General features: G+C 61.1%; 27 protein-coding genes. 24 read left to right on the top strand and 3 right to left on the bottom strand.

Annotated features, from left to right (window positions below; all coding sequences use genetic code 11):
• Positions 1 to 41 precede the first annotated feature (41 nt).
• The 20 genes from fabD to araH all read left to right on the top strand — a co-directional run bounded on the left by fabD (position 42) and on the right by araH (position 18,547).
• Complete coding sequence (gene fabD, locus AC09SL_RS15190; protein ID WP_058544663.1) at positions 42 to 980, top strand: ACP S-malonyltransferase; 939 nt, start codon at positions 42 to 44, stop codon at positions 978 to 980.
• 15 nt (positions 981 to 995) lie between these two features.
• The gene (gene fabG / locus AC09SL_RS15185; protein WP_018613558.1) at positions 996 to 1,739 is read left to right on the top strand and encodes a 3-oxoacyl-ACP reductase FabG; all 744 of its coding nucleotides are present in this window, start codon (positions 996 to 998) and stop codon (positions 1,737 to 1,739) included.
• 191 nt (positions 1,740 to 1,930) lie between these two features.
• The gene (gene acpP, locus AC09SL_RS15180) at positions 1,931 to 2,167 is read left to right on the top strand and encodes an acyl carrier protein (protein WP_003175607.1); all 237 of its coding nucleotides are present in this window, start codon (positions 1,931 to 1,933) and stop codon (positions 2,165 to 2,167) included.
• Between the two features lie 108 nt (positions 2,168 to 2,275).
• Positions 2,276 to 3,520, top strand: coding sequence for a beta-ketoacyl-ACP synthase II (fabF, locus tag AC09SL_RS15175; RefSeq protein ID WP_058544662.1), 1,245 nt, complete (start codon positions 2,276 to 2,278; stop codon positions 3,518 to 3,520).
• Complete coding sequence (pabC, locus tag AC09SL_RS15170; RefSeq protein WP_058544661.1) at positions 3,520 to 4,335, top strand: aminodeoxychorismate lyase; 816 nt, start codon at positions 3,520 to 3,522, stop codon at positions 4,333 to 4,335. Before fabF ends, pabC begins: the two co-directional genes overlap by 1 nt.
• A gap of 3 nt (positions 4,336 to 4,338) precedes the next feature.
• Positions 4,339 to 5,499, top strand: a complete 1,161-nt coding sequence (mltG, locus tag AC09SL_RS15165; RefSeq protein ID WP_081264481.1) for an endolytic transglycosylase MltG — start codon at positions 4,339 to 4,341, stop codon at positions 5,497 to 5,499.
• A 19-nt stretch (positions 5,500 to 5,518) separates the two neighbouring features.
• Positions 5,519 to 6,151: a dTMP kinase gene (gene tmk, locus AC09SL_RS15160; RefSeq protein WP_058544659.1), complete on the top strand. Its 633-nt coding sequence runs from the start codon at positions 5,519 to 5,521 to the stop codon at positions 6,149 to 6,151.
• Entirely contained in the window at positions 6,144 to 7,130 is a 987-nt protein-coding gene (locus AC09SL_RS15155) for a DNA polymerase III subunit delta' (protein WP_058544658.1), read from the top strand. The genes tmk and AC09SL_RS15155 overlap by 8 nt, the downstream gene beginning before the upstream one ends.
• 60 nt (positions 7,131 to 7,190) lie before the next feature.
• The gene (locus AC09SL_RS15150; protein WP_046063690.1) at positions 7,191 to 7,547 is read left to right on the top strand and encodes a PilZ domain-containing protein; all 357 of its coding nucleotides are present in this window, start codon (positions 7,191 to 7,193) and stop codon (positions 7,545 to 7,547) included.
• Between the two features lie 11 nt (positions 7,548 to 7,558).
• Positions 7,559 to 8,353 carry a TatD family hydrolase gene (locus AC09SL_RS15145; protein ID WP_058544657.1) on the top strand — a complete coding sequence of 265 codons (795 nt, stop codon included), beginning with the start codon at positions 7,559 to 7,561 and terminating at the stop codon, positions 8,351 to 8,353.
• 384 nt (positions 8,354 to 8,737) lie between these two features.
• The gene (locus tag AC09SL_RS15140) at positions 8,738 to 9,376 is read left to right on the top strand and encodes a TetR/AcrR family transcriptional regulator (RefSeq protein ID WP_003204240.1); all 639 of its coding nucleotides are present in this window, start codon (positions 8,738 to 8,740) and stop codon (positions 9,374 to 9,376) included.
• A gap of 153 nt (positions 9,377 to 9,529) precedes the next feature.
• Positions 9,530 to 10,498 carry a GTP 3',8-cyclase MoaA gene (locus AC09SL_RS15135; protein ID WP_058544656.1) on the top strand — a complete coding sequence of 323 codons (969 nt, stop codon included), beginning with the start codon at positions 9,530 to 9,532 and terminating at the stop codon, positions 10,496 to 10,498.
• 241 nt (positions 10,499 to 10,739) lie between these two features.
• Entirely contained in the window at positions 10,740 to 11,345 is a 606-nt protein-coding gene (locus AC09SL_RS15130) for a DUF4823 domain-containing protein (protein ID WP_058544655.1), read from the top strand.
• Between the two features lie 16 nt (positions 11,346 to 11,361).
• On the top strand, positions 11,362 to 11,922 hold the full coding sequence (locus tag AC09SL_RS15125) for a DUF1285 domain-containing protein (protein WP_058544654.1): 561 nt from the start codon (positions 11,362 to 11,364) through the stop codon (positions 11,920 to 11,922).
• Positions 11,923 to 12,097: 175 nt separating this feature from the next.
• On the top strand, positions 12,098 to 12,844 hold the full coding sequence (locus tag AC09SL_RS15120) for a FadR/GntR family transcriptional regulator (RefSeq protein ID WP_003204233.1): 747 nt from the start codon (positions 12,098 to 12,100) through the stop codon (positions 12,842 to 12,844).
• Positions 12,841 to 13,716: an SMP-30/gluconolactonase/LRE family protein gene (locus AC09SL_RS15115; RefSeq protein ID WP_058544653.1), complete on the top strand. Its 876-nt coding sequence runs from the start codon at positions 12,841 to 12,843 to the stop codon at positions 13,714 to 13,716. The genes AC09SL_RS15120 and AC09SL_RS15115 overlap by 4 nt, the downstream gene beginning before the upstream one ends.
• A 233-nt stretch (positions 13,717 to 13,949) precedes the next feature.
• Positions 13,950 to 14,768 carry an SDR family oxidoreductase gene (locus AC09SL_RS15110; protein ID WP_058544652.1) on the top strand — a complete coding sequence of 273 codons (819 nt, stop codon included), beginning with the start codon at positions 13,950 to 13,952 and terminating at the stop codon, positions 14,766 to 14,768.
• A 175-nt stretch (positions 14,769 to 14,943) separates the two neighbouring features.
• Positions 14,944 to 15,948 (top strand): substrate-binding domain-containing protein, encoded by a 1,005-nt coding sequence (locus tag AC09SL_RS15105; protein WP_058544651.1) that lies wholly within the window; start codon positions 14,944 to 14,946, stop codon positions 15,946 to 15,948.
• A 75-nt stretch (positions 15,949 to 16,023) separates the two neighbouring features.
• Positions 16,024 to 17,568 (top strand): L-arabinose ABC transporter ATP-binding protein AraG, encoded by a 1,545-nt coding sequence (araG, locus tag AC09SL_RS15100; protein WP_064106987.1) that lies wholly within the window; start codon positions 16,024 to 16,026, stop codon positions 17,566 to 17,568.
• Positions 17,569 to 17,578: 10 nt separating this feature from the next.
• Positions 17,579 to 18,547: an L-arabinose ABC transporter permease AraH gene (gene araH / locus AC09SL_RS15095; RefSeq protein ID WP_058546873.1), complete on the top strand. Its 969-nt coding sequence runs from the start codon at positions 17,579 to 17,581 to the stop codon at positions 18,545 to 18,547.
• 147 nt (positions 18,548 to 18,694) lie between these two features.
• On the opposite strand, the gene AC09SL_RS15090 is transcribed toward araH, so the two are convergent.
• Both AC09SL_RS15090 and AC09SL_RS15085 read right to left on the bottom strand, forming a co-directional pair.
• Positions 18,695 to 19,075, bottom strand: coding sequence for a Rho termination factor N-terminal domain-containing protein (locus AC09SL_RS15090; RefSeq protein WP_058546874.1), 381 nt, complete (start codon positions 19,073 to 19,075; stop codon positions 18,695 to 18,697).
• 32 nt (positions 19,076 to 19,107) lie between these two features.
• The gene (locus tag AC09SL_RS15085) at positions 19,108 to 19,452 is read right to left on the bottom strand and encodes a hypothetical protein (RefSeq protein ID WP_058546875.1); all 345 of its coding nucleotides are present in this window, start codon (positions 19,450 to 19,452) and stop codon (positions 19,108 to 19,110) included.
• A 189-nt stretch (positions 19,453 to 19,641) separates the two neighbouring features.
• Here AC09SL_RS15085 and AC09SL_RS15080 point away from each other — a divergent pair, with 189 nt between their 5' ends.
• The gene (locus AC09SL_RS15080) at positions 19,642 to 20,124 is read left to right on the top strand and encodes a GNAT family N-acetyltransferase (protein ID WP_058546876.1); all 483 of its coding nucleotides are present in this window, start codon (positions 19,642 to 19,644) and stop codon (positions 20,122 to 20,124) included.
• Positions 20,125 to 20,127: 3 nt separating this feature from the next.
• Here the strand turns inward: AC09SL_RS15080 and AC09SL_RS15075 are convergent, their stop codons facing one another.
• The gene (locus tag AC09SL_RS15075; RefSeq protein ID WP_058546877.1) at positions 20,128 to 20,760 is read right to left on the bottom strand and encodes a glutathione S-transferase family protein; all 633 of its coding nucleotides are present in this window, start codon (positions 20,758 to 20,760) and stop codon (positions 20,128 to 20,130) included.
• A 188-nt stretch (positions 20,761 to 20,948) separates the two neighbouring features.
• Here AC09SL_RS15075 and AC09SL_RS15070 point away from each other — a divergent pair, with 188 nt between their 5' ends.
• Genes AC09SL_RS15070 through dgoD form a run of 3 tightly spaced genes read left to right on the top strand, consistent with a single transcriptional unit; the run spans position 20,949 to position 23,767 of the window.
• Complete coding sequence (locus AC09SL_RS15070; RefSeq protein ID WP_058546878.1) at positions 20,949 to 21,929, top strand: 2-dehydro-3-deoxygalactonokinase; 981 nt, start codon at positions 20,949 to 20,951, stop codon at positions 21,927 to 21,929.
• A gap of 19 nt (positions 21,930 to 21,948) precedes the next feature.
• Complete coding sequence (locus tag AC09SL_RS15065; RefSeq protein WP_058546879.1) at positions 21,949 to 22,569, top strand: 2-dehydro-3-deoxy-6-phosphogalactonate aldolase; 621 nt, start codon at positions 21,949 to 21,951, stop codon at positions 22,567 to 22,569.
• Positions 22,570 to 22,618: 49 nt separating this feature from the next.
• Positions 22,619 to 23,767 carry a galactonate dehydratase gene (gene dgoD / locus AC09SL_RS15060; protein ID WP_018613609.1) on the top strand — a complete coding sequence of 383 codons (1,149 nt, stop codon included), beginning with the start codon at positions 22,619 to 22,621 and terminating at the stop codon, positions 23,765 to 23,767.
• Positions 23,768 to 23,875 lie beyond the last annotated feature (108 nt).

Raw genomic sequence — 23,875 nt, 5'->3', positions numbered from 1 at the left:
CGTCAATTTTTGACGACAAGATCATTAGGGGCTTTGTTTTCATGTCTGCTTCCCTCGCATTCGTCTTTCCAGGACAGGGCTCGCAGTCCCTCGGCATGCTGGCCGAGCTGGGCGCGCAATACCCGCTGATCCTCGAAACATTCAAAGAAGCTTCCGATGCGCTCGGCTATGACCTCTGGGCGCTGACCCAGCAAGGGCCGGAAGATCGCCTCAATCAAACCGATAAAACCCAACCGGCCATCCTGACCGCCTCAATCGCATTGTGGCGTCTGTGGCTGGCTGAAGGCGGCGCGCGCCCGGCGTTCGTCGCCGGTCATAGCCTGGGCGAATACAGCGCCCTCGTAGCCGCTGGCAGCCTGAGCCTGGGCGACGCGGTGAAGCTGGTGGAGCGTCGTGGCCAGTTGATGCAGGAGGCGGTTCCGGCCGGGCAGGGCGGCATGGCCGCGATCCTTGGCCTGGAAGACGCCGATGTGCTGGCCGCCTGTGCCGAAGCGGCGCAAGGCGATGTGGTCAGTGCGGTGAACTTCAACTCCCCGGGCCAGGTGGTCATCGCCGGTGCCAAGGCCGCTGTCGAGCGCGCCATCGAGGGCTGCAAGGCCCGTGGTGCCAAGCGCGCCATGCCGCTGCCGGTCAGCGTGCCGTCGCACTGCGAACTGATGCGTCCGGCTGCCGAGCGCTTTGCCGAATCCATCGCCGCCATCGACTGGCAGGCCCCGCAGATTCCCGTGGTACAGAACGTCAGCGCCAATGTGGCGCCGGATCTCGAGACCCTCAAGCGTGATCTGCTGGAGCAACTCTACAAGCCGGTTCGCTGGGTCGAATCGGTGCAGACCCTGGCGGCCAAGGGCGCGACCGAGCTGGTCGAATGCGGTCCTGGCAAAGTGCTGGCAGGCCTGAACAAACGCTGCGCCGAAGGCGTGTCGACTTCCAACCTCAACACCCCAGACGCCTTCGCTGCCGCCCGTGCAGCGCAGGCCTGAACAGGAGAAGCTTGCATGAGTCTGCAAGGTAAAGTTGCACTGGTGACCGGTGCAAGCCGTGGCATCGGCCAGGCCATCGCCCTGGAACTGGGTCGTCAAGGCGCCATCGTTATTGGCACCGCGACTTCCGCTTCGGGCGCCGAGCGTATCGCCGCGACCCTGAAAGAAAACGGCATCCAAGGCACCGGCCTCGAGCTGAACGTCACCAGCGACGAATCCGTTGCGGCGGTGCTGGCAAGCATTCAGGAGCAGTTCGGTGCGCCGGCGATCCTGGTCAATAATGCCGGTATCACCCGCGATAACCTGATGATGCGCATGAAAGATGACGAGTGGTTCGACGTGGTCGACACCAACCTGAACAGTCTGTACCGGCTGTCCAAGGGCGTTCTGCGTGGCATGACCAAGGCTCGCTGGGGTCGAATTATCAGTATCGGTTCGGTTGTGGGTGCCATGGGCAACGCAGGCCAAGTAAACTATGCTGCGGCGAAGGCCGGTCTGGAAGGTTTCAGTCGTGCGCTGGCGCGTGAAGTGGGTTCGCGCTCGATTACGGTAAACTCGGTTGCACCGGGTTTCATCGATACCGACATGACCCGTGAACTGCCAGAAGCACAGCGTGAAGCCTTGTTGACGCAGATTCCGCTGGGTCGTCTGGGGCAAGCTCAAGAAATCGCGTCCGTGGTCGCTTTTCTTGCGTCGGACGGTGCGGCATACGTGACCGGGGCTACAATCCCGGTAAACGGCGGGATGTACATGAGTTAAATGTGACGGATTGCTTCAAAAAAATGTCATACGAGCTGTCTAAAATCCGTTATAAAGCTGCAATCAATTTATAGACGGCGGGCCGCAGGGTTTGAGGAGTGAAGCTTTCGGTTGAAAAATCGAAAAGTTCTTCTATACACTTACCCACCGGCCAGCTGCCTGAATTTGTCCATTAGGAGTGAAAACAAGGTATGAGCACCATCGAAGAGCGCGTCAAGAAAATCGTTGCCGAGCAACTGGGCGTTAAAGAAGAAGAAGTTGTGAACACCGCTTCCTTCGTTGAAGACCTGGGTGCCGACTCCCTTGACACTGTTGAGCTGGTGATGGCTCTGGAAGAGGAATTCGAGACCGAAATTCCTGACGAAGAAGCTGAGAAGATCACTACTGTACAAGCTGCTATCGACTACGTTACCAGCCACCAGGCGTAATCGTTTTTAGTCGTCGCTAGCTGTCATGGAAAAACCGCACTGCCATCACGGCGTGCGGTTTTTTCTTTAGGCCTGATGCAAAGTCGTCATTAGAAAAAGGAGAGTGCTGTGTCGCGTAGACGCGTCGTAGTCACCGGTATGGGTATGTTGTCGCCACTGGGCACGGATGTGCCGAGCAGTTGGCAGGGCATTCTGGCTGGCCGCAGTGGCATTGGTCTGATCGAACACACCGACCTTTCTGCCTATTCCACCCGTTTTGGCGGCTCGGTAAAGGGCTTCAATGTCGAGGAATACCTGTCGGTCAAGGAAGCTCGCAAGCTTGACCTGTTCATTCAATACGGCCTGGCAGCCGGTTTCCAGGCCGTGCGCAACGCCGGGCTGGAAGTCACCGACGCCAACCGTGAACGCATCGGCGTGGCCATGGGCTCGGGTATTGGCGGCTTGACCAATATCGAAGAAACCAGCCGCACGCTGCACGAGTCGGGGCCGCGACGGATTTCTCCGTTCTTCGTGCCGGGCTCGATCATCAACATGATTTCCGGTTTCCTGTCCATCCACCTGGGTGCCCAGGGACCCAACTACGCCATTGCCACGGCGTGCACCACCGGGACCCACTGCATCGGCATGGCCGCGCGCAACATCATGTATGACGAAGCTGACGTGATGATTGCCGGTGGCGCCGAGATGGCGGCTTGTGGCCTGGGCATGGGTGGCTTTGGTGCTTCCCGCGCGCTGTCGACCCGCAACGACGAGCCCGCTCGCGCGAGCCGGCCATGGGACAAGGGCCGTGATGGCTTCGTGTTGTCCGACGGTGCCGGTGCGCTGGTGCTCGAGGAGCTGGAGCACGCCAAGGCGCGCGGCGCGACCATCTATGCCGAGCTGATCGGCTTTGGTACCAGTGGCGATGCGTACCACATGACGTCGCCACCGGCCGATGGCGCCGGTGCTGCCCGTTGCATCGCCAACGCCTTGCGTGATGCGAAACTCAACGGCGAGCAGGTGCAGTACATCAACGCCCACGGCACTTCGACCCCGGCCGGCGACCTGGCCGAAGCCCGGGCGATCAAGACCGTGTTCGGTGAGCACGCGTACAAGCTGGCGGTCAGCTCGACCAAGTCCATGACCGGTCACCTGCTGGGTGCGGCGGGGGCGGTGGAAGCGATCTTCAGCGTCCTGGCGATCAACAGTCAGACAGCGCCGCCGACCATCAACCTCGATGAACCGGACGAAGGCTGCGACCTGGACTTCGTGCCGCACACCGCCCGCAGCATGGACATCGATGTGGTGCTGTCCAACTCCTTCGGCTTTGGCGGGACCAACGGTTCGCTGGTGTTCCGCCGGTTCGCCGGTTGATGGAAAGCTGGGTCGACGGTCAGCCGGCCGACGTCCTGTCGCTGAAAGATCGCGGCCTGGCTTACGGCGATGGGTTGTTCGAGACCCTCGCCGTGCACGATGGCCGGCCAGTGTTGCTGGACCGCCACCTGCAGCGCCTGGAAGTCGGCTGCCGACGGTTGGCGCTCAACGTCGACATGACCGCGTTGAGCGCTGAGCTCAATGCCTATGCCCGCTGCCTGGGCGACGGCGTGCTGAAGCTGATCGTGACCCGTGGCGACAGTCTGCGCGGTTATGCCGCAGATCCCTCGAGGCCGGCCCGACGCATCCTGCAAGCAAGCCCACCAGCCGCGTATCCCATCGCCCATGCCGAGCAAGGCGTTCTCCTGTTTCCTTGCTCAGTGCGGTTGTCCGAGCAGCCCTTGCTCGCCGGCCTCAAGCATCTCAATCGCCTGGAACAAGTGCTGGCCCGTGCCGAATGGAGCGACGGGCAGTACGCCGAAGGCTTGATGCTGGATGTGACCGGGCGGGTGATCGAAGGTGTGTTCAGCAACCTGTTCCTGGTGCGCGATGGTGTGTTGTTCACGGCGGACCTGAGCCGTTGCGGCGTGGCCGGTGTGATGCGCGCAGAATTATTGTTTCAAGCCAAGTCTCAAGGCATCGCCACGCAAATCACCGACATCAGTCTCGAACAGCTGCACCAGGCTGATGAAGTCTTTGTCTGCAACAGCGTTTATGGCGTGTGGCCGGTACGCGGATGCGGTTCGGCGCGCTGGTCGGTTGGCCCGCTCACCCGTAAACTGCAGACCCTTGCCCGTGCCCTATTGGATGTTTGATTCGTGAGACGTAAATTCTTGCTGCTGCTGGAGACCGGCCTGGTTCTGGCAGGGCTGTTGTTGGGCGCTTCGGCCTGGAAGATTCACTCGGCGCTGCAACAGCCGCTGAACATTACCCAGGAAGAACTGCTGGACGTGCCCAACGGGACCACCCCGACCGGAACCCTCAAGCGCCTCGAAGCCGATGGCTTGATCAAGGATGCCTTCTGGCTTCGGGTCTATTGGCGCTTCAATCTCGCCGGCCAGCCGCTGCACTCCGGTGAATATCGGATGGTGCCGGGCATGACCATGGAAGGCCTGATCGGTGTCTGGAAACGCGGAGACGTGGTGCAGTACAGCGTGACGCTGGTGGAGGGCTGGAATTTCCGTCAGGTGCGCGCCGCGCTGAGCAAGGATGAAAAACTCCAGCAGACCCTCACCGGCCTGAGCGACAGCCAGGTGATGGACCGTCTTGGTCACTCCGGGATATTTCCCGAAGGCCGGTTCTTCCCGGACACCTATCGCTTTGTGCGCGGCACCTCGGATGTCGACCTGCTGAAAAAAGCCTACGATCGCTTGGAAGACGTGCTTGCCAAGGAGTGGGCGCAGCGTGCCGCCGACGTGCCTTACACCCAGCCGTATCAAGCACTGATCATGGCGTCCCTGGTGGAGAAGGAAACCGGCGTGCCCCGGGAGCGCGCGCAAATTGCCGGCGTTTTTGTGCGACGCATGCGCCTGGGCATGTTGCTGCAGACCGATCCTACGGTGATCTATGGTCTGGGTGAGCGCTACACCGGCAAACTCACCCGCGCCCATTTGAGAGAAGAAAACCCCTATAACACTTACCTGATCCCAGGCTTGCCGCCGACGCCGATTGCGATGGTGGGGCGCGAAGCGATTCATGCGGCATTGAACCCGGCGTCGGGCAATAGCCTTTACTTCGTCGCGCGCGGCGACGGCAGCCACGTGTTTTCCGATAACCTGGAGTCGCACAACAACGCGGTGCGCGAATTCCAGCTCAAGCGCCGTGCCGATTACCGCTCCAGCCCGGCCCCGGCAACGCCGGACGAGCCGGCGCCGACCCCGGCGGCATCACCCGATACGGCACCTGAAGACGTCCCCCAGGTGCCGCCCCAGCAACCTGCCCCTGAACCGGATGCCAGCGAGCCGCCGAGCCCGCAATGACTTTGATTAAGGATCGCCTGTGACTGGCTTGTTTATAACGCTGGAAGGCCCGGAAGGCGCCGGCAAGAGCACCAACCGCGAATACCTGGCCGAATGCCTGCGGGCCGCCGGCATCGAGGTGGTGTTGACCCGCGAGCCGGGCGGTACGCCGCTGGCCGAGCGAATTCGCGAGGTGCTGCTGGCGCCCATTGACGAAGTCATGAACCCCGACACCGAGCTGTTGCTGGTGTTCGCGGCCAGGGCACAGCATCTGGCCGAGGTGATTCGCCCGGCGCTGGCCCGTGGCGCGGTGGTGCTCTGCGATCGTTTTACCGATTCGACCTATGCCTACCAGGGCGGCGGCCGGGGCCTGTCCGTGGAGCGCATCGCCGCGTTGGAAACCTTTGTCCAGGGTGACCTGCGGCCAGACCTGACCCTGGTGTTCGACCTGCCGGTGGAAATTGGCCTGGCCCGCGCCAGTGCCCGTGGGCGACTGGATCGTTTCGAGCTTGAGGGCCAGGCTTTCTTCAACGCCGTGCGCAATGCCTTCCTGAGTCGCGCCAAGGCCGATCCGGCGCGTTACGTGCTGATCGATGCCGCGCAACCGCTGATCCAGGTCCAGCAGTCCCTGGACGGCTTGCTGCCGCGTTTGCTGGAGCGTGTCCGTGGCTGAAGCCTATCCGTGGCAAGACGGTCTCTGGCAGCAACTGGCTGGTCGTGCCCAGCATGCCCATGCCTATCTGTTGCATGGCCCGGCCGGCATCGGCAAGCGGGCACTGGCCGAGCGCCTGATGGCCAGCCTGCTGTGCCAGCGTCCGGGTATCTCCAATGCCTGCGGCGAGTGCAAGTCCTGCCTGCTGCTCAAGGCGGGCAGCCATCCCGACAATTATGTGCTGGAGCCGGAAGAGGCGGACAAGGCGATCAAGGTCGACCAGGTTCGGGACTTGGTCAGCTTCGTGGTCCAGACCTCACAGATGGGCGGGCGCAAGGTGGTGCTGATCGAGCCGGTCGAGTCGATGAACATCAACGCCGCCAACGCCTTGCTCAAGAGTCTCGAAGAACCTTCCGGCGATACCGTGCTGTTGCTGGTCAGCCATCAGCCGAGTCGCTTGCTGCCGACCATCAAGAGTCGCTGCGTGCAACAGGCCTGCCCGCTGCCGAGCGAGGCGATGAGCTTGCAATGGCTGGCCCAGGCCTTGCCCGACAGCAGCGACGAAGAGCGTGTCGAACTGCTGACCCTGGCGGCCGGCTCGCCCCTGGCGGCTGTCAGCCTTCAGGCTCAGGGCGTGCGGGAGCAGCGGGCCTTGGTGGTGGACGGGGTCAAGAAACTGCTCAAGCAGCAGCAATCCCCCACGCAACTGGCCGAGGGCTGGAACGCGATCCCGTTGCTCTTGCTGTTTGACTGGTTCTGCGACTGGTCGAGCCTGATCCTGCGCTACCAACTGACCGAGGACGAGGCCGGCCTGGGGTTGGCGGACATGCGCAAGGTGATCCAGTACCTGGCGCAAAAAAGCAGCCAGGGTAAAATCTTGAACATTCAGGACTGGATTCTTGCCCAACGTCAGAAGGTGCTGGGCAAAGCGAACCTCAATCGGGTGCTGTTGCTTGAAGCGCTGTTGGTGCAGTGGGCGAGTTTGCCTGGTCGAAACTGACAGACACGGCCTAGTGTGATACGGGACACTAGACTCAGCTCAATCGCAGCGGAGATCAGCATGAACGAACCTGTCAGCCCCGGGCCACGCAACGGCATCCTGTCCCTGACTATCAAGGACAAGTCGGTGCTCTACGCCGCCTACATGCCCTTCATCAAGAACGGCGGCCTGTTCATTCCCACCAACAAGAATTATCGCCTGGGCGATGAAGTGTTCATGCTCTTGAGCCTGATGGATGAATCGGAAAAGATCCCGGTCGCCGGCAAGGTGATCTGGATGACCCCCAAAGGCGCCCAGGGCAACCGGGCCGCCGGCGTCGGCGTGCAATTCAGCGACGGCGACAATTCAGCCCGCAATCAGATCGAAACCCACTTGGCCGGTTCGCTGAAGTCCGACCGTCCCACTCATACGATGTAGCCTGGCCTTTTATGCTTGTAGATTCCCATTGTCACCTTGACCGTCTCGACCTCGCTGCCCATGGCGGTTCCCTGGATGCTGCGCTGGACGCGGCCCGTGAACGGGGTGTCGGTCACTTCCTGTGCATCGGCGTAAGCGCCGACAACGCCGCCGACGTCAAGGCTCTGGCCGAACGTTATGCCGATGTCGATTGCTCGGTCGGTATCCACCCGCTGGATGTCCAGCCCGACGCCGCGCCGGCGCTCGATTGGCTGTTGCGTGAGCTTGATCACCCACGGGTGGTCGCCATCGGCGAAACCGGCCTGGATTATCACTACGAACCGGAAGCCGCCGACGTGCAGCAGGCGTCGTTTCGGCTGCACCTGGAGGCTGCCCGGCAAACCGGCAAGCCGGTGATCATCCACACCCGTGGCGCCCGGGCCGACACCCTGGCCTTGCTGCGTGACGCCGCGCTGCCCCAGGCCGGGGTGCTGCATTGCTTCACCGAGGACTGGGACATGGCCAAGGCCGCCCTGGACATGGGCTATTACATTTCCTTGTCCGGGATTGTCACGTTCCGCAATGCCGATGCGTTGCGCGACGTTGCCGGCAAAGTGCCGGCTGATCGGCTCTTGGTGGAAACCGACTCGCCTTACCTGGCGCCTATTCCCTATCGCGGCAAGCCGAACCTTCCGCAATACGTACGGGAAGTGGCAGAGTTTCTGGCGATGCTGCGCGGCGAGTCCTACGAGCGGTTTGCCGAACAGACCACGGAGAATTTTAAGCGGTTGTTTGCGCTGGCTCACGTGCGTCCTGCGCAGGCCTGAATTGCATGCAAAAAAAACCCGGGTTCTGGGGGGTGAATCCGGGTTAAGACCATTAGGAGTAAAACAAAGGCACGCGGTCCGTTGGTACCTTTATCAGCGCGTCACTTGGGGGAGATGTCGCGCCGACAGTTCAAGTATTGATCAGTATGCCCACCCGTCCAGTCTGGCCGGGGCGGTTTTTAAACAAATTTGGAATACGCTCGCTTCGGATAAGTTCTCACTGTCGCCAAAGCTCGCAGGTGCGGCGCATTGGCACGGGAAACGGCGAGCCGGGTGTGTACGGTTTTGTGAAGAACACTGGCCGAGAACGGATGATCCGTGCATTTTTGCGTAAGTTAGGCATAATACCCGGCTTCGAATTTTGACCCTTCAGACCTTTTTCTTATGCACAAAGAACCCCGTAAGGTCCGTGAGTTTCGCCGCCGCGAGCAGGAAATTCTCGACACCGCGCTCAAGTTGTTCCTCGACCAGGGTGAAGACAGTGTCACCGTCGAGATGATTGCGGATGCCGTGGGTATCGGCAAAGGCACGATTTATAAACATTTCAAATCCAAGGCGGAGATTTACCTGCGCCTGATGCTCGACTACGAGCGCGATTTGAACGAGCTGCTGCATTCGGCCGATGTAGACAAGGACAAGGAGGCGCTGTCCCGGGCCTACTTCGAGTTCCGCATGCGTGACCCGCAGCGCTACCGCTTGTTCGATCGCTTGGAAGAGAAGGTGGTCAAGGGCAACCAGGTGCCGGAGATGGTCGAGGAGTTGCACAAGATCCGCGCCTCGAACTTCGAACGCCTGACCCTGCTGATCAAGGGTCGGATCAGCGAAGGCAAGCTCGAAGACGTGCCGCCTTATTTCCATTACTGCGCTGCCTGGGCGCTGGTGCACGGCGCGGTGGCGCTGTATCACTCGCCGTTCTGGAGCAATGTGCTGGAAGACCAGGAGGGTTTCTTCCAGTTCCTGATGGACATTGGCGTGCGCATGGGCAACAAGCGCAAGCGCGATACCGACGTCCCGAGCAGCTAAGGCCGCACAGGCCAAGACATTCAGCTGTCTTATTGCGCCATGTCCGCTTACATGGCGCAGTGTCCCAGTAATATACTCAGGCTTGGGTCTTGCGAAATCTTGATTTCTAGGTCAACTTTCGCAAGTCCGATTTTTCTCGTGCCGGAGTGATCCATGATCGTTGACCGTCAAGGCAGGCGTTTCCGTAATCTGCGGATCAGCCTGACCTCCGCCTGCAATTACGCCTGTACCTACTGCGTGCCTGACGGCAAGCGGCTGGTGGCTGCGCAGGATGAACTGTCGGCCGAGGCCATGGCGCGCGGCGTGGCCTATTTGATCGAGGCCGCCGGTATCGAGCGGCTGCGCATCACTGGCGGCGAACCGTTGGTCAGCCCCAAGCTCGAGCGTTTCATGATGGCGGTGGGGCAGATGGGCCTGGAGGACATCAGCCTGACCACCAATGGTCAGTTGCTGGCGAAAAAACTGCCCTTGCTGGTGGATGCCGGTATCCGTCGCATCAACGTTTCCCTCGACACCCTGGACCCCGCCGCGTTTCGCAGTATCGCCCGTGGCGGCGACCTGGCGACCGTGCTCGACGGCATGGAGCAGGCCCGGGCCACCGGAATGAAGATCAAGGTCAATATGGTGCCGTTGCGCGGGCAGAACCTGGACCAGGTGATGCCTTTGCTCGAATACTGCCTGGAACGTGGCTATGAGTTGCGTTTCATCGAGTTGATGCGCATGGGACACCTGGCCAGCGACTCCAACGCCTTCCTGCAACAGTTCGTCAGCCTCCAGCAATTGCTCAGCCTGATTGGCGATCAGTACGAATACCTGCAAGCCGATGCGCCAGTGGATGCCACGGCGGTGCGCTATGAGATACCAGGGCTGGGGCACTTTGGCGTGATCGCCAACGAAAGCGTGCCTTTTTGCCGTACCTGTTCGCGCCTGCGGTTGTCTTCCACCGGCTGGCTGCACGGCTGCCTGTCGTCGAGTAACCGTCACTTCGTCGGCGACCTGTTGGACAAGCCACGCCACCAGGCCTTGCCGGCGCTTCAGCGCTTGTTGGTCAAGGCGCTGGGGGACAAACAGGAAGTGGCATTCTCCGGCGGGGCAACCATTATGAAAATCATCGGCGGCTGACCGGCTCAACCAGGTGCACTCTGCGGTAGGAGCTGCGGTAGGAGCTGTCGAGTGCAACGAGGCTGCGATCTTTACCCAAGCCATTGAATCATGAGCGAACCCCCGGTGGATCAAGATCAAAAGATCGCAGCCTTCGGCAGCTCCTACGGGTTACTGCGCACCTTCATCCTGTAAGCTGGCGCAAAAGCTGCATCCCACGACCATTCGCCGGTTTTCCGACACCGGTTTTTTGGAGGGTAGGATGCGTAGCCTGGTTTTGCTGCTGGCCGTTTTGGCGCTTGGTGGCTGCATGAATGTCAGCGACATGGGAGAGGGTGTTCGTTATCACATGAGCGACGCCGGCCTGCTGGACCATAGCGACAGCCGTCGTGTGAACAACCTGCGTATTCAGCCCGACTCGTTCATCTACATCGCCCAGGGGGCTTTCGCTCCGCCAGGCAGTGCTTATCCGCGTCCCAACATCGTGGCCGAAGAAGCCTTCAATGGCTTCATCGAATATTTTCCCATGGTCCGTCGCGCCCGCGTTCCCGAAGGCCTCGACCAGGCCATGGGCGAAGCCCGTTCCGCCGGTGCCCATTATTTGCTGTACACCCGCTTCGCCAAGGCCGACAACCGCATTGGCAACTCCGACGAATGGCTGGATGAAGAAGCCGTGGATCGCCTGGGTGTGGATACCAGCGTGATTCAAATCATGTTGATCGAGACCAGCACCCAGTATTTGATTGATACTGCACGTATCAAGAGTCGTGGCGGTTTACTGACGTGGCACGACAAGCAGCCCCAAGACCTCATCGCCACGCCTTTGCGTGAGTATGCCCGCAGCCTGCTGGGGATGAGCGACGAATAAATAATCAGGAGTCACCATGAGCGGACCGCAAAAAGCCAATGATTTGCTGGGGCAGATTCCCAAGACCAAAGGCCTTCCGCCGGTCCACTTGTGGAACCCCGACTTCTGCGGCGACATCGACATGCGCATTGCCCGGGATGGCACCTGGTACTACTTGGGCACGCCCATCGGGCGAAAGCCGATGGTCAAGCTGTTCTCCACCATCATCCGCCGCGACGGCGATGATTACTTCCTGATTACCCCCGTGGAAAAAGTCGGCATCAAGGTCGATGACGCGCCGTTCGTGGCCGTGACCCTTGAGGTCCAAGGGCAGGGGGAGGGGCAGTTGTTGCGCTTCACCACCAATGTCGAGGAAACCACTGAGGCTGGCGCCGAGCATCCGCTGCGGGTGGTGATCGATCCCCAGACCCAAGAGCCAGCGCCCTACGTGCATGTGCGCAGCAATCTCGAAGCGCTGATTCATCGCAATGTGTTCTACCAACTGGTGGAGCTGGCGGTCAGCCGCGAGATCGACGGGCAGCGCTGGTTGGGCGTATGGAGCAGCGGCGAGTTTTTCCCCATCGGCCTGGAACCGTAAACCCTGTGGGAGCGGGCTCGCTCGCGAAGACGCCGACCCATCCAACATCTTCACCACTGACCCACCGCTATCGCGAGCAAACTCGCTCCCACACTGGGCGAGTAAAATTCAAATTGACACCCAATCGTATGATGATTAGCGTGGGTCTCCAATAAGAGTGGCCCGCGGGGTTTTCATGTCCAGCAGTTTTCATGCATCGACCGTCGATTGGCTGGGGGGCTGGATAGCCGCCGGCCAGGTCAAGCCTGGGCAGACCATCAAGGTCGAAGCGGACTTGGGCGAGCAACTGGGGGTCAGTCGTACGGTGATTCGCGAGGCGATCAAGACCCTGGTGGCCAAAGGCATGCTGGAAGTCGGGCCGAAAGTCGGCACGCGGGTGTTGCCGGTGCGACGCTGGAACCTGTTCGACCCCCAAGTGGTTGGCTGGCTGTCACGCAGCGGCCTGCCGGAAAATTTTGTCGATGACTTGCTGGATCTGCGTCGCACCATCGAGCCGATGGCGGTGCGCTGGGCGTGCGAGCGGGCCACGGCCGATCAGGTGCAGGCGATCCGCCTGGCCTACCATGCGCTGGAGCGGGCGGTGGACAGCGGCGCCGATTACAACCGTGCCGACCAGTTTTTCCATGAGTGCATCCTCGCTGCCAGCCATAATCAGTTCATCGAGCAAATGGTCCCGGCCCTTGGTGCGTTGCTGGCGGTGTCGTTCGAAGTATCGGCGGCCGACCCGGATGAGCTGCGCCGCACCTTGCCCATCCACAAGGACATCGCCGACGCCATCGCCGCCCGTGACGCGGCGCGGGGCGTCTGGGCCTGCATGACCCTGATCGATAACGCTGACCTGGCCATCAAACGCTTTTACCCCAATGTCATGGCCGGTCGAACAGACGCCGCCGGGCAAGCCGGGAACGGGAGGTTTCAATGAAGTGGACGGCTGTGACGGAACACCGGGCGAAGTTGGGCGAGGGGCCCTTCTGGGACGAGCCGACCCAGGCGTTGTATTGGGTCGATATCGCCGGCAAGCAGGCGCTGCGGTTGATCGGCGCCAACGTACAGATCTGGCAGATGCCCGAGCATGTGTCCGCTTTCATTCCGACCCAAAGTGGCGACGCGTTGGTGACCCTGAGCAGTGGCGTCTACCGCCTCGATCTTGATTCTCCGGGCCTGGAACCGCGCCTGACGCTGCTGTGCATGGCCGACCCCCAGCCAGGCAATCGCGCCAATGAGGCCCGTTGCGACGTCCTGGGTCAGCTCTGGCTCGGCACCATGCAGAACAATATCGGTGACGAAGGTGAGGACTTGCCGGTCGAGCGGCGCTCCGGTGGGCTGTTTCGCGTCACCGGTGATGGCCGGGTCATGCCCTTGCTACGCGCGCGAGGCATTCCGAACACCTTGCTCTGGAGCCCCGATGGCACCACGGTGTATTTCGGCGAGAGCCTGGACGGCACGTTGTATCGGCACTTTATCTACCCTGATGGCACCCTGGCGCCCGCCGAGGTCTGGTTCGGCCCGCACTCGCGTGGCGGCCCGGATGGCTCGGCGATGGATGCCCGGGGCTATATCTGGAATGCCCGCTGGGACGGCAGTTGCCTGTTGCGGCTGGACCCGGACGGGCAGGTCGATCGGGTGATCGAACTGCCCATCAGCCGCCCGACCAGTTGTGTGTTCGGCGGCGAAGACCTCAAGACGTTGTACATCACCAGCGCGGCGAGCACATTGGGTCATCCGCTGGACGGTGCCGTGCTGTCGATGCGTGTCGATGTGCCTGGCGTGGCGTGTACAAGGTTTGCGGGGTGAATCCCAAAATATGGGATGTAAATATATATATTGAGATTATTTGGCGACCGGGTTTATAGTCGGCTCCATCGGCAATACGCACTCACACTAAAAAAACAAAACAGGTGAAGTGATGCAACGATCTTTCCCCGTACGCTCCGACGGCGTACGCCGGCCACTGTTCCTTCAAGCGCCTCGCCGGTCATCCGTGGATGCCCGGTTTTTGTCGTGCCCGCGCACAGGAGGCTCGAACCATGGCTGAGCCCTTGGTCTTGCCACCCGTGCCGGAGCCACCGAAGGGTGAGCGCCTGAAAGACAAGGTCGTGCTGTTGACCGGTGCCGCCCAAGGCATTGGCGAGGCCATCGTCGCGGCGTTCGCGTCGCAACGGGCCCGGCTGGTCATCAGTGATATCCAGGCGCAGAAGGTCGAGGCGGTGGCCGCCCACTGGCGTGAACGCGGGGCCGATGTGCAAGCGCTGCAGGCCGATGTGTCGAAGCCGCAGGACTTGCAGGCCATGGCCCGTCGCGCCGTCGAGCTGCACGGTCGCATCGATGTGTTGGTCAACTGTGCTGGCGTCAATGTCTTCCGTGACCCGCTGGAAATGACCGAAGAGGACTGGCGTCGCTGCTTCGCCATCGATCTGGATGGCGCCTGGTACGGCTGCAAGGCGGTGTTGCCACAAATGATCGAGCAGGGCGTGGGCAGCATCATCAATATTGCCTCGGTCCATTCGTCCCACATCATTCCCGGCTGTTTCCCTTACCCGGTGGCCAAGCATGGCCTGCTCGGCCTGACCCGCGCCCTGGGCATCGAATACGCACCCAAAGGGGTACGCGTCAACGCCATCGCGCCGGGTTACATCGAAACCCAACTGAACGTCGACTACTGGAACGGCTTTGCCGATCCACATGCCGAACGCCAGCGTGCGCTGGATTTGCACCCGCCACGGCGCGTCGGGCAACCGATCGAAGTGGCAATGACGGCCGTGTTCCTGGCCAGTGACGAAGCACCGTTTATCAATGCCTCATGCATCACCATCGATGGGGGACGTTCGGTCATGTACCACGACTGAATATTCTCGGATTGCGGTGGGAAACTTCGCCTGTAATCCAATCATCATACGATATGACTATTCAGGCCTATGCTGTGTAGCAACTTGATGTAACCGTCCAGCCTGCGCATTTCCACCGACGGTGGAGCAGAACCCTGGACGTTTGGCTTTCAATAAAAAAAACAAGGAGTCAACTATGAATCATCGTCGTGGGATCCGTTCCCTGTGTCGCGCCGCCCTGGCGGTTACCGCGGTCAGCCTCAGCACCAGCTTGCTGGCGGCCGATCCCGTAAAAATCGGTTTCCTGGTCAAGCAGGCCGAGGAGCCCTGGTTCCAGACCGAGTGGGCGTTCGCCGAGAAGGCGAGCAAGGACAAGGGCTTCGAGTTGATCAAGATCGCCGTGCCCGACGGCGAAAAGACCCTTTCCGCTATCGACAGCCTTGCCGCCAACGGTGCCAAGGGCTTCGTCATCTGCCCGCCGGACGTATCCCTCGGCCCGGCCATCGTGGCCAAGGCCAAGCTCAATGACATGAAAGTGATCGCCGTCGACGACCGTTTCGTCGGTTCCGATGGCAAGTTCATGGAGGACGTACCGTACCTGGGCATGGCAGCGTTCGAAGTGGGCCAGAAGCAGGGCGGCGCCATGGCGGCTGAGGCGAAAAAACGCGGCTGGGACTGGAAAGACACCTATGCCGTCATCAACACCTATAACGAACTGGACACTGGCAAGAAGCGCACCGACGGTTCGGTCGATGCCCTGAAGAAGGCTGGCATGCCGGCAGACCATATTCTCTATGCGGCGCTGAAGACCCTCGACGTACCCGGCAGCATGGACTCCACCAACTCGGCCTTGGTAAAGCTGCCAAGCGCCGCGAAGAACCTGATCATCGGTGGCATGAATGACAACACCGTGCTGGGCGGCGTGCGCGCCACCGAAGCCGCCGGGTTCAAGGCCGCCAATGTGATCGGCATCGGCATCAACGGCACCGACGCCATCGGTGAATTGAAGAAACCTGACAGCGGCTTCTTCGGTTCGATGCTGCCAAGCCCGCACATTGAAGGCTACAAGACCGCCGAAATGATGTACGAGTGGATCACCACCGGCAAGGAACCGCCGAAGTACACCGCCATGGACGAGGTGACCCTGATCACCCGGGAGAACTTCAAGCAAGAGCTGGAAAAGATCGGCCTGTGGAACTGACGGCCGGTTGATTCAAAAGCGGCCCCGGTCACTTGAGTGGCGGGGTCGCTTGATCTCTGTAAGTTCGAGGTGGTTATGCAAGCGCAAACAGCGACACGGCAACACAACATCGGCGGCAGCTTGCGATTCAACGGGATCGGCAAGTCCTTTCCCGGCGTGCAGGCCCTGGCCAATATCAGTTTCGTTGCCCATCCGGGGCAAGTCCATGCCTTGATGGGTGAAAACGGCGCTGGCAAGTCCACGCTGCTCAAGATCCTGGGCGGCGCCTACATCCCGAGCAACGGCGACTTGCAGATTGGCGAGCAGACGATGGCGTTCAAAGGCACCGCCGACAGCATCGCCAGCGGTGTGGCGGTGATTCACCAGGAGCTGCACCTGGTGCCGGAAATGACCGTCGCGGAAAACCTGTTTCTCGGCCATTTGCCGGCGCGGTTCGGCCTGGTCAATCGTGGGCTGCTGCGCAAGCAGGCGTTGACGCTGCTAAAAGGCCTGGCCGATGAAATCGACCCGCAGGAAAAAGTCGGTCGCCTGTCCCTCGGCCAGCGCCAGCTGGTGGAAATCGCCAAGGCCTTGTCCCGTGGCGCCCACGTCATAGCCTTCGACGAACCCACCAGCAGCCTGTCGGCCCGGGAAATCGACCGCTTGATGGCGATCATCAGCCAGCTGCGGGACGAGGGCAAAGTGGTGCTCTACGTCAGCCACCGCATGGAAGAGGTGTTCCGTATCTGTAATGCGGTGACGGTGTTCAAGGACGGTCGTTATGTGCGGACCTTCGAGAACATGAGCGAGTTGACCCATGATCAACTCGTCACGTGCATGGTCGGTCGCGATATCCAGGACATCTATGACTACCGTCCTCGGGAGCGCGGCGATGTGGCGCTGCAAGTAAATAGCCTGCTGGGGCCGGGCTTGCGCGAGGCGGTGAGTTTCCAGGTGCACAAGGGCGAGATCCTCGGCTTGTTCGGGCTGGTCGGCGCCGGTCGTACCGAGCTGCTGCGCTTGCTCAGTGGCTTGGAGCGTCACCGCGAGGGCAGCCTCGTGCTGCACGGCAAGGAACTGAAGCTGCGTTCACCAAGGGATGCCATCGCCGCTGGCGTGCTGCTCTGCCCGGAAGACCGCAAGAAGGAAGGCATCATCCCGTTGAGCAGCGTGGGCGAGAACATCAACATCAGTGCACGCCCGTCTCATTCCGCGTTGGGCTGCCTGTTGCGTGGCGACTGGGAGCGGGGCAACGCCGACAAGCAGATCAAGTCGCTGAAAGTGAAGACCCCGACGGCGGGACAGAAAATCATGTACCTGTCCGGCGGCAACCAGCAAAAGGCGATTCTTGGTCGCTGGCTGTCGATGCCAATGAAAGTCCTGCTGCTGGACGAGCCCACTCGTGGCATCGACATCGGCGCCAAGGCGGAGATCTATCAGATTATCCACAACCTGGCGGCCGAGGGCATTGCGGTGATTGTGGTGTCCAGCGACTTGATGGAAGTGATGGGCATTTCCGACCGGATCCTGGTGCTCTGCGAAGGGGCCATGCGCGGCGAGCTGCCGCGTGACGAGGCCAACGAATCCAACCTGCTGCAACTGGCGCTGCCGCGCCAACGCGTTGCCGACGCGGCGAACTGAGAGGTAAATCATGACCATTCAAAACAATGCACTGCCAACGGCACGCAAACCCCTGGACCTGCGCCGTTTCCTGGATGACTGGGTCATGCTGCTGGCGGCCGCCGGCATCTTCGTGCTCTGTACCCTGATGATCGACAACTTCCTGTCACCCTTGAACATGCGCGGCCTGGGCCTGGCGATCTCTACCACCGGCATCGCGGCCTGCACGATGTTGTATTGCCTGGCGTCCGGGCACTTCGACTTGTCGGTCGGTTCGGTGATTGCCTGTGCCGGCGTGGTCGCGGCGGTGGTGATGCGCGACACCAACAGCGTGTTCCTCGGCATCAGCGCGGCGCTGGTGATGGGGCTGATCGTTGGCCTGATCAATGGCATCGTCATCGCCAAGCTGCGGGTCAATGCGTTGATCACCACGCTGGCAACGATGCAGATCGTCCGTGGCCTGGCCTACATCTTCGCCAACGGCAAAGCGGTGGGTGTGTCCCAGGAGTCGTTCTTCGTGTTCGGCAACGGTCAATTGTTCGGCGTACCAGTGCCGATCCTGATTACCATCGTCTGCTTCCTGTTTTTCGGCTGGCTGCTGAACTACACCACCTATGGGCGCAACACCATGGCCATTGGTGGCAACCAGGAAGCGGCGTTGTTGGCCGGGGTGAACGTTGATCGCACCAAGATCATCATCTTCGCCGTGCATGGCGTGATCGGTGCCCTGGCTGGGGTGATCCTGGCATCGCGCATGACCTCGGGCCAACCGATGATCGGCCAAGGCTTCGAGCTGACGGTGATCTCGGCTTGCGTGTTGGGTGGGGTGTCGTTGAGCGGTGGTATCGGCATGATTCGCCACGTCATCGCAGGCGTGCTGATTTTGGCGATCATCGAAAACGCGATGAATCTGAAGAACATCGACACCTTCTACCAATACGTCATCCGTGGCTCGATCCTGCTGCTGGCGGTGGTGATCGACCGGTTGAAACAACGCTGAACAACGGCGAACACTGGCGACTGACCTACCGCCATCGCGAGCAAGCTCCCACACAGGATTTTGTGCCAGGGCGCAGAACCCCGGCACAGCGCAGATCCAATATGGGAGCGAGCTTGCTCGCGAAGGCGTCCTCCCTGACGCCGACAATCACCCCGCCTTGCGCAACGCCTCGACCAGCTCTTGCTTGCGCATTTTCGAGCGCCCGGGAATGTTTTTCGCCCGGGCTTCTTTCATCAGACTATCCACGGTCTGGGCCCCGTGGGAGGCCTTGCTGGTGCGCGGATGACCTTCGCGGGTCTTGGCGGCGCGTCGGGCGGATTCCTTGCGGTCGGATTGCTTGGCCTCGGCCGGTTTTTTCTTACCGGAGCCACCTGAGCGCTCGCCGCCACCCGACTGCTTGTTGACCGTGGCCCAGGCTCGTGCCTCGGCTTTGCCCTCCGGCACACCTTTTTTCTCGTAGCTCTCTTCGATGTGCTCAGCCTTGCGCTTTTGCTTGTCGGTGTATTTGTCTTTGCTTCCACGAGGCATGGGATGTTCCTCCTCAAATGTCTGAGCAGAGGCTATTGGCTGGCGGCGCCACCTTCGGAGCCCGAACCACCGGTCGTGGTTTTCGAGCCCACTCCAGTCTCGGCATTATCAGGTGCAGTCGAGTCCGGTGTATTCATGCCACCCTGGCGCCCTGTGTCATTACCCTGCACGCGCGGATCGGTGCCAGTGGCGGGTGGCTGGCCATTGTTCAGGCCGCCGCCGGTGCCGTCGGTGTTCAACTTGGGCAGGCCTTGCGTGGCGGGGGAGTTGGGCGCTTGCACGGGATCGGTCGGCCCGGTGCCGGAGGTGGAAGCTGCGAAGGCCACAGAGGACAGCAGCGCAGCGAAGGTGATTGCAGTCAGCCTTGAAGTGATCATGGGTGTCGCCTCCATTTTTCAGAATGCTTACCTGATCTTGGGCCTCGCTGGATTTGGGTTGGTGCCTGGGGCGCGACGAATGGCGCTTCTGAAAGAGGCGTGCGTCGCGATCAAATAGTTGGATCGATATGTGACGAGCGGCACGCAGCGGCTTAGTATGGCGCTTTCAATTGGCTACAAGGCCTGTTCATGTCGATCGAGATCCGTCCTGCGCAACCCAGCGATGCGCCTCAAATCCTTGTCTTCATCACCGAGTTGGCCGATTACGAAAAGGCCCGCCACGAAGTCATCGCCAGTGTGGCCGACATCGAGCGCAGCCTGTTCAGCGAAGGTGCAACGGCCCACGGGTTGATCTGCCTGCGTGATGGCGTGCCGATTGGCTTCGCGGTGTTTTTCTTCAGTTATTCCACCTGGCTGGGCAGCAACTGCCTGTACCTCGAAGACCTGTACATCACGCCTGACCAGCGCGGTGGCGGGGCGGGCAAGACGTTGCTGCGCCACCTGGCGAAGATCGCCTGTGACAACGATTGCGGGCGCTTCGAATGGAGTGTGCTGGACTGGAACACGCCGGCCATCGAGTTCTACAAGTCCCTCGGCGCGCAACCCCAGGAAGAGTGGGTGCGCTACCGGATGGATGGCAAGGTGCTACGGGATTTTGCCCACGGTAATTGACATTCATGAGTATGCGCTGGATGCGTACTCGGCAAATCCGGGACGCTGTTCGAGCCGCTTGCAATAGGCGGCCACCGCTGGATAGTCCGGACGCTCCATGGGTGTCTGGCGCCAACGATGTGCGGACAGGCCGATGAGCACGTCTGCAAGGGAAAACGCCGTACCGGCCACATAGGCGCCGGTGCGGTTCAATTGCTGCTCCAGCAACCCCATCTTCTCGTTCCAGCCTTTGACGCCGGCGGCGATGCGCTGCGGGTCCTGGAAGTCCGGATTCTTGCGTACCAGGGCGTGGAATGCGTAGCCCCATGACGGGTTGAGTTCTGTGGCTTGCCAGTCCATCCACTGCTCGACACGCGCCCGTGCGGCAGGCTCGACAGGCAGCAGGTCGTTGGGCCCATGCTTGCCCACCAGATAGCGGCAAATGGTGTTCGACTCCCAGAGCACACCGTTCTCATCAATGATCACCGGCACCTGGGCGTTGGGATTCAAGGCCAGGAAATCCGGGTCTTGGGTCGAAGAAAAACCAATCCCCCAGTCTTCGCGTTCGTAGGCGATTTCCAATTCCTGGCAGGTCCACAACACTTTTCTGACGTTGATAGAGGAAGTGCGGCCGAGGATTTTCAGCTGTTGTCCCATCACTTTTTCCCTGAGTTGTTTGGCGTCCGATCAGAAACGTAGCAGGGTCTTGGGCAGATGGCGATTGGCTTTATGGTTGGTTGATTAAATCCCAATATATGGGAGTGATATTTATATATTGAGATGTTGTCACGCCCAGGTTTATAGTCCGTTGCACTCACTGCCAAAAAACAGAACAGGTGAAGCGGATGCAGGCGCAATTGATCGCGCTCGATTGGGGGACCACCTCATTACGGGCTTACAAACTGGCAGCCGGTGGCGAGGTGCTCGAGCAGCGCTCGCTGTCATCGGGGATCATGCAGTTGCCTTCCGGGCCGCGAACCGTGGCCGGCCGGGTGTGCATCGACGGTTTCGAACTGGCCTTCGACGAGGCCTGCGGCGACTGGCTCGGTGCACAGCCAGGCTTGCCTGTGATTGCCTGCGGCATGGTCGGCAGTGCTCAGGGCTGGCGTGAAGCGCCTTACTGCGACACACCGGCCAACGTCGCCAACCTCGGACATTCCCTACAAACCGTTCGCAGCCTTCGCGGTGTCGATGTGCACATCGTGCCCGGCGTGATCCAGCGTTCACATTTGCCCAATGTCATGCGCGGTGAAGAAACCCAGGTGCTCGGTGCCTTGCACAGCCTGCCGGACGAAGCGGTGCTGATCGGCCTGCCCGGCAGTCATTCGAAATGGGTGGAAGTGGCCGATGGCTGCATCGTGCATTTCGACACCTTCATGACCGGCGAGATCTTCGCCGTGCTCAGTGACCACAGCATTCTCGGCCGCACCCAGCAACGGAGTGCGACCTTCGATGGCGTGGCCTTTGATCGTGGCGTGCAGGTGGCGTTGTCGGTAGATGGTCAGATCGGACCGTTGTCCACGGTGTTCAGCGCCCGAAGCCTGGGCTTGACCGGCGAACTGCAGGCCAGCGCCCAGGCCGATTACCTCTCGGGCCTGCTGATCGGCCATGAGCTGGCGGCGCTGGCCGAGGTGCAGCGTCGGCGACGTGACAGCCTCCATCTGCCGACAGTGGTGCTGATCGGCAACTCTCAACTCTGTGTCCGTTATCAACGGGCCCTCGACGCCTGCGGCTTCGCCCGGGTGATCCTGGCCGAACAGGCCACCGAACGCGGTTTGTGGCAACTGGCCGTGGCGGCCGGGTTGCTCGATTCCACCGCCCCCTGAACCTGACTGGAGGTCTGACATGCTCACACACGCACTGGCGCACAACGGGCTGATCGCGATCCTGCGTGGTCTGCGTCCCGAAGAGGCGGCGGCCATCGGCGAAGTCCTGTACGGCGCCGGATTTCGCGTCATCGAAGTGCCGCTCAATTCCCCCGAGCCGTACGAAAGCATTCGCATCCTGCGCAGTACCTTGCCCGCCGATTGCCTGATCGGTGCCGGTACCGTGCTCACGCCGGAACAGGTCGAGCAGGTGAAAGCCGCAGGCGGCCAAGTGATCGTCATGCCTCACAGTGATCCGAAGGTGCTGCGGGCGGCGAAAGCGGCGGGCTTGTACCTGTCGCCAGGCGTCGCCACGCCCACCGAAGCCTTTGCCGCGCTGGCCGAAGGCGCCCATGTACTGAAGATGTTCCCCGCCGAGCAAATGGGCCCGGCGGTGGTCAAGGCCTGGCTTGCGGTGCTGCCGGCCGGGACCGTGTTGGTGCCGGTGGGCGGGATTACGCCAGAGAACATGGCGGTGTTCGTCGAAGCCGGCGTCAAGGGTTTCGGCCTCGGTTCCGGGCTGTTCAAGCCGGGCCTGACAGCGGATGAAGTGGCGGTGCGCGCCAAGGCCTACGTGGCCGCATGGAATGCCTTGATCTGAAGACTTTTCCAGCGCCCCGTGCGCTGCATCTGACAAGAGAGACAACAAGATGAAAATCACCAAACTGACCACGTTTATCGTTCCGCCGCGCTGGTGCTTCCTCAAGGTCGAGACCGACGAGGGCGTGACCGGTTGGGGCGAGCCCGTGGTCGAGGGCCGTGCCCACACGGTGGCGGCGGCTGTCGAGGAATTGTCCGACTACCTGATCGGCAAAGACCCACGCAATATCGAGGACATCTGGACCGTGCTCTATCGCGGCGGCTTCTACCGCGGCGGGGCCATTCACATGAGTGCCCTGGCCGGTATCGACCAGGCGTTGTGGGACATCAAGGGCAAGGCCCTGGGTGTGTCGGTCAGCGACCTGCTGGGCGGCCAGGTGCGCGACAAGATTCGAGTGTATTCGTGGATCGGCGGCGACCGGCCGGCAGACACCGCTCGCGCGGCGAAAGAAGCCGTGGCGCGGGGCTTCACGGCGGTGAAGATGAACGGCACCGAAGAGCTGCAGTTTCTCGACACCTATGAAAAAGTCGACCTGGCCCTGGCCAACGTCGCGGCGGTGCGCGACGCAGTGGGGCCAAACGTCGGCATTGGCGTGGACTTCCACGGCCGGGTGCACAAGCCGATGGCCAAGGTCCTGATGAAGGAACTCGACCCCTACAAGCTGATGTTCATCGAAGAGCCGGTGCTCAGCGAAAACTACGAAGCCCTCAAGGAATTGGCGCCGCTGACCAGCACCCCGATTGCCCTGGGCGAGCGGTTGTTCTCGCGCTGGGACTTCAAGCGTGTACTCAGCGAAGGCTACGTGGACATCATCCAGCCGGATGCGTCCCACGCCGGCGGTATCACCGAAACCCGCAAGATCGCCAACATGGCCGAGGCCTACGACGTGGCGCTGGCGCTGCACTGCCCGCTGGGCCCCATCGCCCTGGCAGCGTGCCTGCAACTGGATGCGGTCTGCTACAACGCGTTCATCCAGGAGCAGAGCCTGGGGATCCACTACAACGAGAGCAACGATTTGCTGGATTACATCAAGGATCCGCAGGTGTTCGACTACGACAAGGGCTTTGTGAAGATCCCGAATGGCCCGGGCCTGGGCATCGAGATCAACGAAGAGTACGTCATCGAACGCGCGGCCATCGGCCACCGCTGGCGCAACCCGATCTGGCGCCATGCCGATGGCAGTTTTGCCGAGTGGTGATTTGCGCCTGATCACTCTGATAGGAATCCTTTCAGGAGCAAAAGACTCCTGTGGAGCAAGGGGCTCTGTGGGAGCAAGGCTTGCCCGCGATGCAGGTGATGCGTTTTC

The organism is Pseudomonas sp. PF05, assembly GCF_056521845.1.
This window is presented reverse-complemented; position numbering and strand designations above follow the sequence as displayed.

Bases quoted from the DNA above. Each gene is read 5' to 3' on its own strand.
- AC09SL_RS15085 (WP_058546875.1), bottom strand. From the start codon at position 19,452: ATGATCACTTCAAGGCTGACTGCAATCACCTTCGCTGCGCTGCTGTCC.
- araH (WP_058546873.1), top strand. From the start codon at position 17,579: ATGACCATTCAAAACAATGCACTGCCAACGGCACGCAAACCCCTGGAC.
- dgoD (WP_018613609.1), top strand. From the start codon at position 22,619: ATGAAAATCACCAAACTGACCACGTTTATCGTTCCGCCGCGCTGGTGC.
- AC09SL_RS15075 (WP_058546877.1), bottom strand. From the start codon at position 20,760: ATGGGACAACAGCTGAAAATCCTCGGCCGCACTTCCTCTATCAACGTC.
- AC09SL_RS15105 (WP_058544651.1), top strand. From the start codon at position 14,944: ATGAATCATCGTCGTGGGATCCGTTCCCTGTGTCGCGCCGCCCTGGCG.
- AC09SL_RS15115 (WP_058544653.1), top strand. From the start codon at position 12,841: ATGAAGTGGACGGCTGTGACGGAACACCGGGCGAAGTTGGGCGAGGGG.
- AC09SL_RS15125 (WP_058544654.1), top strand. From the start codon at position 11,362: ATGAGCGGACCGCAAAAAGCCAATGATTTGCTGGGGCAGATTCCCAAG.
- AC09SL_RS15145 (WP_058544657.1), top strand. From the start codon at position 7,559: ATGCTTGTAGATTCCCATTGTCACCTTGACCGTCTCGACCTCGCTGCC.
- pabC (WP_058544661.1), top strand. From the start codon at position 3,520: ATGGAAAGCTGGGTCGACGGTCAGCCGGCCGACGTCCTGTCGCTGAAA.
- AC09SL_RS15090 (WP_058546874.1), bottom strand. From the start codon at position 19,075: ATGCCTCGTGGAAGCAAAGACAAATACACCGACAAGCAAAAGCGCAAG.
- fabD (WP_058544663.1), top strand. From the start codon at position 42: ATGTCTGCTTCCCTCGCATTCGTCTTTCCAGGACAGGGCTCGCAGTCC.
- araG (WP_064106987.1), top strand. From the start codon at position 16,024: ATGCAAGCGCAAACAGCGACACGGCAACACAACATCGGCGGCAGCTTG.
- AC09SL_RS15120 (WP_003204233.1), top strand. From the start codon at position 12,098: ATGTCCAGCAGTTTTCATGCATCGACCGTCGATTGGCTGGGGGGCTGG.
- AC09SL_RS15110 (WP_058544652.1), top strand. From the start codon at position 13,950: ATGGCTGAGCCCTTGGTCTTGCCACCCGTGCCGGAGCCACCGAAGGGT.
- AC09SL_RS15140 (WP_003204240.1), top strand. From the start codon at position 8,738: ATGCACAAAGAACCCCGTAAGGTCCGTGAGTTTCGCCGCCGCGAGCAG.
- AC09SL_RS15135 (WP_058544656.1), top strand. From the start codon at position 9,530: ATGATCGTTGACCGTCAAGGCAGGCGTTTCCGTAATCTGCGGATCAGC.
- fabG (WP_018613558.1), top strand. From the start codon at position 996: ATGAGTCTGCAAGGTAAAGTTGCACTGGTGACCGGTGCAAGCCGTGGC.
- AC09SL_RS15070 (WP_058546878.1), top strand. From the start codon at position 20,949: ATGCAGGCGCAATTGATCGCGCTCGATTGGGGGACCACCTCATTACGG.
- AC09SL_RS15065 (WP_058546879.1), top strand. From the start codon at position 21,949: ATGCTCACACACGCACTGGCGCACAACGGGCTGATCGCGATCCTGCGT.
- AC09SL_RS15080 (WP_058546876.1), top strand. From the start codon at position 19,642: ATGTCGATCGAGATCCGTCCTGCGCAACCCAGCGATGCGCCTCAAATC.
- AC09SL_RS15130 (WP_058544655.1), top strand. From the start codon at position 10,740: ATGCGTAGCCTGGTTTTGCTGCTGGCCGTTTTGGCGCTTGGTGGCTGC.
- AC09SL_RS15150 (WP_046063690.1), top strand. From the start codon at position 7,191: ATGAACGAACCTGTCAGCCCCGGGCCACGCAACGGCATCCTGTCCCTG.
- acpP (WP_003175607.1), top strand. From the start codon at position 1,931: ATGAGCACCATCGAAGAGCGCGTCAAGAAAATCGTTGCCGAGCAACTG.